Annotated in this window: 5 protein-coding genes and 1 pseudogene; 3 read left to right on the top strand and 3 right to left on the bottom strand. The window is 70.5% G+C overall.

Annotation, left to right across the window (positions count from 1 at the left end; genetic code table 11):
• A partial coding sequence (locus GT354_RS15190) for a response regulator transcription factor (protein ID WP_346012039.1) occupies positions 1-532 on the bottom strand: 532 nt, incomplete at its 3' end.
• Positions 529-2,040: a histidine kinase gene (locus tag GT354_RS15185; RefSeq protein WP_237534914.1), complete on the bottom strand. Its 1,512-nt coding sequence runs from the start codon at positions 2,038-2,040 to the stop codon at positions 529-531. The genes GT354_RS15185 and GT354_RS15190, both read right to left, overlap by 4 nt.
• Positions 2,041-2,654: 614 nt before the next feature.
• On the opposite strand from GT354_RS15185, the gene GT354_RS15180 reads away from it, so the two are divergent.
• Positions 2,655-3,842: a hypothetical protein gene (locus GT354_RS15180; RefSeq protein ID WP_161356842.1), complete on the top strand. Its 1,188-nt coding sequence runs from the start codon at positions 2,655-2,657 to the stop codon at positions 3,840-3,842.
• On the opposite strand, the gene GT354_RS15175 is transcribed toward GT354_RS15180, so the two are convergent.
• Positions 3,816-4,745, bottom strand: coding sequence for an LLM class flavin-dependent oxidoreductase (locus GT354_RS15175; RefSeq protein WP_346012038.1), 930 nt, complete (start codon positions 4,743-4,745; stop codon positions 3,816-3,818). The genes GT354_RS15180 and GT354_RS15175 overlap by 27 nt on opposite strands.
• Between GT354_RS15175 and GT354_RS15170 the strand changes: the two genes are divergently transcribed.
• On the top strand, positions 4,726-5,340 hold the full coding sequence (locus GT354_RS15170; protein ID WP_346012037.1) for a TetR/AcrR family transcriptional regulator: 615 nt from the start codon (positions 4,726-4,728) through the stop codon (positions 5,338-5,340). The genes GT354_RS15175 and GT354_RS15170 overlap by 20 nt on opposite strands.
• A 241-nt stretch (positions 5,341-5,581) precedes the next feature.
• Positions 5,582-5,787: pseudogene (locus tag GT354_RS15165) on the top strand (acyl-CoA dehydrogenase); the annotation flags it as partial.

Below are 5,787 nucleotides of genomic sequence, written 5' to 3'. Positions count from 1 at the left end.
CCGATCTGTTCGACAGGCCGATCGTCATCAGGCACAGTACCTCCTGCTCGCGCGGGGTCAGCCGGGCGATCCGGTTCAACAGTGACGCGTCGCGGGCGCGTTCGGAGCGTCGGGTCAGGGCCAGGTCGCGGAGCGCGGTCGGGTACAGGAGCGAGTCGCCGCGGGCGACGGTACGGATCGCGTCGACCATCTCCTGGGCGCGGGCGCGCTTGAGCAGGAACCCGTGCGCGCCGGCGCGCAGCGCGTCGTAGACGTACTCGTCGTTCTCGAAGGTGGTCACCATCAGGATCCTGGGCGGGTCCGGTACGTCGCGCAGCAGGCGCGCGGTGGCGTCGATGCCGTTGAGGCCGGGCATGCGGACATCCATCAGGACGACGTCGGGCCGCAGTTCGCGCGCCCGGGCCACCGCGTCCGTGCCGGTGGCGGCCCCGCCGACCACGGTCAGGTCGGGCTCGGCGGAGACGATCGCGGTCAGGCCGCTCCGAACGAGGTGCTCGTCGTCGGCGATCAGGACGCGAACTGGCTCGCTCACGTGGGTCCTTCCAGGGGTATACGGGCGGTCAGATGCCACCATCCGTCCTGTGGGCCCGCCGAGAACGAACCGCCCAGTACCGAGGTGCGTTCGGCGATGCCGCGCAGGCCCCGGCCGCCACCACCACCGGCTCGACGGGCGGCGGCTCCGCGTACCGGGATCGGGTTGGTGATCACAATGGTCAACTCCCCGTCGGCCACCGCGACGCGGAGCCGGATCGGGACCGCGCCGGCGTGACGCAGCACGTTGCCCAAGCCCTCCTGGACGATGCGGTAGGCCTCCCGGGACACCACGCGAGGTAGACCGTCCCTGGCATCCCTGGCGTCCCTGGCATCCGTGACGTCCTTGCTGTCCCCAGGGCCGAGATCGAGGCAAATGCCGAGGTCGAGACCGAGATCGAGGTCCAGAGTGATGTCGGCGCCCGCCGCCCGGGTGCGGGCGACGAGGTCCGAGAGATTGGCCGGCGAGGACGCGGGGGCGGTCGTGGGCCGTGACTCTTCACGCAACAGGCCCAGGACATGGTCGAGTTCGGCGACCGCGTCGCGCGCGGTCTCCTCGATCGCGGCGAGCGCACGGGCGGCGAAGGCCGGGTCGCGGTCGAGGAGTCGGCCTGCGGCGGAGGCTTGGATACCGACGGCGCTGAGCGCGTGACCGACCGAGTCGTGGAGGTCGCGGGCGATCCTGGCCCGTTCGGCGAGGCGTTCGGCGCGTTGTTCGGCGAGCGCAAGTCGATCGGCCGGCGTCGGCCCGAGGAGGACGGGGGCAAGCCGCGCGAGCCACGCGCCGAAGGCGGCCGAAACCGGTATCGGGAGAAACACGAGGGCGACACCGAGGAACACCCCTGCGACCGGGCCGCTTTCCGCCGTTCCGAGCCTCCCCACCGTATCGGCGCGATCCGGGAACAGTGACAAGATCACGAACAGCACACCGGCGGGCGGCATGGCCAGTGATATCCCACCGACCACCCCGCCGAGCAGCGCGTGGAGCGTGAACCATACGGACGCGCGGCGCCGGGCGGCCCCACTCGTCGCCGGCGCGGTGAGCACCTCGCCGCGCGGGGCGCCCAGGACGCGCACGGCGTTGCCCTCGAGGGTACGGACGAGCGGGACCAGACCGACCATCGCGACGAACGGGAGAGCGCAGGCCAACGCCAGGAACTGCGCGGCGATCAGGGCGCCTGGGGCCTCGCCCACGATCCCGGTGGTGCTGATCGCGCTGAGCGCGGCCAACTGAAACGGCATCAGAAGGGCGCCACCGAGCACGAGATGCACCCAGCGCAGCCGCGCCCGCCGACCGACGAGGCGGCCGACGGTGCGCCGAGCCGGCTCCCGAGCGGCGGGACGAGCGCCCCGCCGCTCGGCAAGGCCGGCCGTGGACGCCGTGGACGCCGGCAACGTCGTAGACGTCGCCGCTCGCGTCGTGCGTCGACTCATGTGCCCGGCGCGGTAGCGGCGTTGCGGCCCGTTGCGTGGATTGTGCGCTGTGCGGATCGGGACGGGAAGAGCCATCCGATGATCAGGACGATCGTTCCGGCAGTCACCTCGGCAGTGTAGACAGCGCCGGGCAGAGTGGTGGTGCGCTGCACCGGCGGTTCGAACTCGGAAAAGGAGTACATACGACCAACCCTCGCGTGCCGCGCCACCCCTTCACATCACGCCGAACACCGACCCACCCACCGCGAAACCCGCGGCGCCGCCCCCGTGTGCCAGGCTCGCCGTAATGCCGCGAATCGCCTTCCGATACTTCCGACATCGACCCGTCCCGGGCGTGATGCCAACGTAATTCGGAATTCCGAATTCCGTTTTGTTTCGACGCGTGGCCCCGCTGAAAGGCATCTGCATGATCGAACACGAACACCCGAAAACGTTGAGTGGGAAAGCAGTTTACCGGCACGTTGGGTGAATGCTAGGGTCGGCGCCCGGGAATGTAGATTGAACCAGTCGCAACTGCTCGGCAATGAGCAGGCAAAACAAGCCGGGGATGCCTGATATTTCCCTGGTGATGCTGGTCTCGTGCGATGTGCGGCAAGGCCCGCATTCGTGCGTACGGGGTGATTTATTCCGCACGGGGGTTTTCTTTACATGGATGCAAACGCGCCGGCCGTCATGCATGAACCGGCCGGGTGATATCGACAATGCATGTGTTCATATTACAACGACCGCAATCGACGGACCGATACGACCATTGGATCCGACAGGCCGATCCGAACGCGCGCGTCACGGTGCTGACCTCGGCCGACTCGGTCCGGCCCGACGCCGATCTTGCTCCCGGCGTCCGGCGGGTGCGGGTGGCGGACTACGAGGCAGCCGCCACGATGGCCGACGTGTTCCGGATCTGCGCGACGGACCGCCCGGACCGGGTGTTCGCCGCCGCCGAGGAGGACGTGCTCCGCGCCGCTGAAGCCCGAACCCTCTTCGGTATCGCGGGGCAAACCTCGCCCACCGCGCTCTTGTTCCGCGACCGGGTTCGGATGAAGCGGCTGTTCGCCGGCCTCGGCGTCCCGGCGGTGCCCTACCGCTCACCACGCTGCATCGAGGAACTGTTCGCGGCACAGCGGCAGTTCGGCGCGCTCGCGGTGAAACCCCGCGACGGGACGGCCGCGCTGGGTGGGCGCGTGCTGAGCACCGCCGCCGAGGTGCGCCGAGTCTGTACCGAGGACGTCGCCCTGGTGGCCGCGCTGCACGCCGGCGCGCTGATCGCCGAACGCCACGTGGACGGGGCCGTCCATCACGTGGACATGCTGATCGACGGCGCCCGGCCACTACTGGTGTCGCCGTCGCGCTACACCAGCCCACCGCACCTGTTCGGCACGGACAACGTCGGTTCGGTCATGCTGGACGGCGACTCGCGCCGGGCTCGCGTGCTGGAGGAGATCGCCCGCAAGTTCGCCCGGCTCCTTCCGGTCGAGCATGGGGTGAACGTTCTGCATCTGGAGTTCGTGGAGGACGCCTTCGGCGCGCTGTTCGCCGGCGAAGTGACGTGCCGGGTCGGTGGGGCGATGGTCAGGGAGGGAATCCGCCACACGTACGGCGTCGACATCGCGCGCCTCGCGTGCCTGCTGTCGACGGGTCTGTGGCCCGACGCGGCCCGGATCGGCCGCGCCGGCCCGCCGACGGCCTGGCTGTTGTGGAACGGTGGCCCCGAACCGGCGGTGCCGGTCGACCGGCCGACCTGGCTCGTCGAACACGCGACGGCGGAGCGCGCCGAGGGTTCGACGAGTCCGGTGGACGGCAAGGCGAGTTTCCTCATCGAAGGTGCCGACGAGAAGGAACTCCGCAGCCGATTACGGGCCTTGTCCGTCCGACGCTGACCGACGCTGACCGACGCCGACCGACGCCGACCAACGGGCACCGGCCGGGAACCGGCGCCGTTGGTCGGACGTCGACCGCGCCCGGGGAGCGCAGCGGCTCACCACGAGGCGGCCCGCGGCGCGGGCGCGGACAAGGCGGGGAAGCGCGGCACGATCTCCTCGCCGAGCTTGGCCACCACCTCGGCCGCCGGCCGCCGGCCGTGCCGGACTCCGAGCGCGCCGTGGTCGACCCCGGTTCCCGCCGGCAGCCCAGGAGTTCGAGCACGCCCTCGGTACCGTGCGCAGCACGAAGCCGCCGCGCAGCGCGGTGGGCGGGTGCTTGGGATCCTCGACGAGGTCGATCCACTCGTTGGTGGCCGCGGGTCGGAATTCGCCGTCGGGTACGAGATCCCGCCGGCCGGCGATTTTGCGGCCCAGGGCCTGCGGTCTGTCGACGGTGTCCGTTGTGATCGGATGGACGAGGCAACCGTCGGCGTTCTTGGCGATCCGGTGCGGCGTCTGCTGGGACGAGCCGGTGACCAGCAGCGGGATCCGCCCGTGTACCGGCTTCGGGAGGAGCTCGATTCCCCGGCCGATCTCCCGGCCGATGTGTTGGGCCTTTCCCCGGCCGATGGCGTGGCCGCTCGGCCGGGGCCCGCTGGCTGCCAGGGGTTCGCGGAAGGCGTCGACCGTCTCCCGATACCGCAGTCCTCGTGACTCGTGGCCGATGCCGTAGGCGGGAAACTCCGCGGGGCGGTTGCCGGATGCCGCGCCCAATACCAGGCGTCCGCCGCTGAGGTGGTCCAGCGACTCCGCCTGCTCGGCCAAGTCGATCGGGTGGCGCAGCGGGAAGATCACACTGCCGGTCGCGAGCGAGATCCGAGAGGTGTGCGCCGCGAGCCGAGTGGACGTCCTGGACGCCACACCACTGCCTACCGGCCGGTCCGAGACCGACACTCGTCGCCGGATCATTCAGGCCGCGGCCGGTCTGCTCCAGCGGCAGGAGTACGAGAGCACGTCGGTCAAGAGCATCGCCGGCGCGGCGAAGGCCTCGCCCGGCTCCGTCTACCACTTCTTCCCCGGAGGCAAGCAGCAACCGGCGATCGAGGCGATGCGCCACGACGCGGAGGACTTCAGCGCGATGCTCACCGAAGGACTCGCCTCGTCGGCAGACCCCGCCGAAGCCGTGGCCGCCTGCGCGCTCCTGCCGACCGAAAGCCTCAAACACTCGGATTGGGCCGACGGTTGCCCGACCGCGGTTACCGCGCTGGAGACCGTCGGTCGCGTGCCCGGCCTCCAGGACGCGGCCACCGAGACCCTCACCCATCGGCAGAACCTCGTCACCACCAAGGTCGAAGCCGGCGGTGTCGCCACTCTCGCGGCCCGCTCCCTCGCCGGAACCGTCGTCTGCCTCCTGGAGGGAGCCGAACTGCTCAGCAGGGTCACCGGCGACGACACTCCGCTCCGGGACGCCGCCGGGCATCTCGCCCAACTCGTCCGCGCGTCGCCCCGCGTCTGACCGCTCGGCCGGCCGCCTCGCACGCGGGACACAGTCGTCGAGGGTTCGCGGGGTCAACAGGGCGGCCACTGCGCCCGGATGCCGCGTGCGTACGGCCACGCCGGTGCGCGCCCGGTCCGCGTCGTAGGTGACCGAGACGAATTTCCGTGCGGTTGTTGGGGTGTACGACGAATCGGAGCGGCACGCCTTTCCTCTAGCGTCCGAAGGTGCATGCGACCAGGACCACCGCGAGGAGAAGACGTTGACCGTCGATCGGTTGCCGACCCCCGAAGAGGTCGCGGAACTCCTCTACTTCGTCCGGGTGATCGCGGATCGCGAACTCGCCGCCCGTGTCGACGGGGACGAGGGAACGGCGCGCTACCCCGAGGGCCTGTTCGTCACCCTCGGCAACGCCGGGCTGCTCGGGTTGCCGGTGTCGTTCGGCTGCGGGGGCGGCGGACTTCCGTA

Source organism: Streptomyces sp. SID3343 (genome assembly GCF_009865215.1).
Classification (GTDB): domain Bacteria; phylum Actinomycetota; class Actinomycetes; order Streptomycetales; family Streptomycetaceae; genus Embleya.
The sequence above is the reverse complement of the archived record's forward strand: the minus strand, read 5'-3'. Positions and strand labels throughout refer to the sequence as shown.